The sequence below is a fragment of the Rossellomorea oryzaecorticis genome (genome assembly GCF_045897515.1).
Classification (GTDB): Bacteria; Bacillota; Bacilli; order Bacillales; family Bacillaceae_B; genus Rossellomorea; species Rossellomorea enclensis.
The window spans coordinates 1-1473 of record NZ_JBJOSA010000049.1; the positions used below are offsets into that span (position 1 = coordinate 1).

Below are 1473 nucleotides of genomic sequence, written 5' to 3' on the forward strand. Positions count from 1 at the left end.
GGGAAAGGCAACCCCCATTACCCAAGAGAAGTATATATACAGGGAGTACTCTCTTACACATAATTATTGACACAACCCGTAAATTTGGAAAGTGGCACGTATTTTTCAAAGGTGGCTTGAAAATCCTGAAAAGTGGTTTGTATTTTAATCTTGGAGCGATTTTGGATAACTCAAGACGGAAAATACTACTAATTTTCATGAAATATCCTGGCGTCCAGTTAGATTTAAACCAAAAAGATTCCTTTTTTCATATAAAAAAGCAGGAAGCGCATCAAACATTCCGGTTTCATTAGAAGGATATATCTGGATATGTTAAAATAATCCATACGTGCATTTTTAACAAAAGATTGGAGCTGTAACAATGAATAAAAGATTAGTATTATCGGCCATATCCGCTATGTTACTCATGGGAATGTCCGCATGTAGTCAATCCCCCGATGAGAATGCGGCCGATCAGCCGGAATCCGATGCGATCTCAGCAAGCACAGAGGAGCCCTCAAAATCGGATGACTCACCTGCAGAAAGTACAACGTCCAGTGATGAAAACGAGGAGGATCAGCCGAACGAGTCTTCCTCTGACAACAGCAGCACGGAAAGTTCAGACCAGGAGGTTACAGTCACAAAAGTTGAAGGAAAACAAGCATATACAGAAAAACTGGACAACATCCAAAAAGAACTCGATGCCCTTCCATATAAAAAGGATTCCGACAAAGGTGTCACCAATGCGATGAAAAACTACTACGGGGTCGCATACGAAAAATATGATGATGCCTTGAATGAAATCTATGCCCTCTTGAAAAAAGAGCTCTCCCCAGAGGTCATGGCCGAATTAAAGACCGAACAACTAGAATGGATCAAGGAAAAGGAAGAAAAAGCAGAAAAAGAACGACTGAAGTATGAAGGCGGCACGTTTGAATATGTGGCGTGGTATATCTCTTTGTACGAGTCGACGAAGGACCGGTGTTATGAATTGGTGGAGCAGTATATGAGGGATTAAAAGGCGATTTGCTTGAAATGAGGAGGTGGTTCTGGTGCTTCCCATGCAAAAGAACCTCCCCTCTTCCTGGGTCATGGCACCTGCCTTTATAACTTTTCCAGCTTACTAAATCTTAGGCTAGTATCCTCATTTCCTTTCCCCTATAATGGTAAAAAGGAGGTGAGTAAAATGGAAAAGCAAATCGTGAACATGTTAAGCGATATTCAGCGTAACATAAAAGAGCTTGACAGTAATATGAAAGAACTTGAAAGTAACATGAAAGAGTTAAGAACTGACGTGCAAGCGGATATGAGAGAGTTTAGAACTGACTTACAAGCGGATATGAAAGAGTTGAGAACTGACGTACAGGCAGAAATGCAAGAGTTTAGAACTGACTTACAAGCGGACATGAAAGAGTTAAGAACTGACGTACAGGCAGAAATGCAAGAGTTTAGAACTGACTTACAAGCGGACATGAAAGAGTTAAGAACTGACGT

General features: G+C 40.9%; 1 protein-coding gene and 1 pseudogene. Both read left to right on the top strand.

What is annotated here, in order from left to right; genetic code table 11:
- Positions 1–361 precede the first annotated feature (361 nt).
- The gene (locus ACKA06_RS21600; RefSeq protein ID WP_411160628.1) at positions 362–997 is read left to right on the top strand and encodes a lysozyme inhibitor LprI family protein; all 636 of its coding nucleotides are present in this window, start codon (positions 362–364) and stop codon (positions 995–997) included.
- Between the two features lie 168 nt (positions 998–1165).
- Positions 1166–1473 (top strand): annotated as a pseudogene (locus ACKA06_RS21605) (hypothetical protein); the annotation flags it as partial.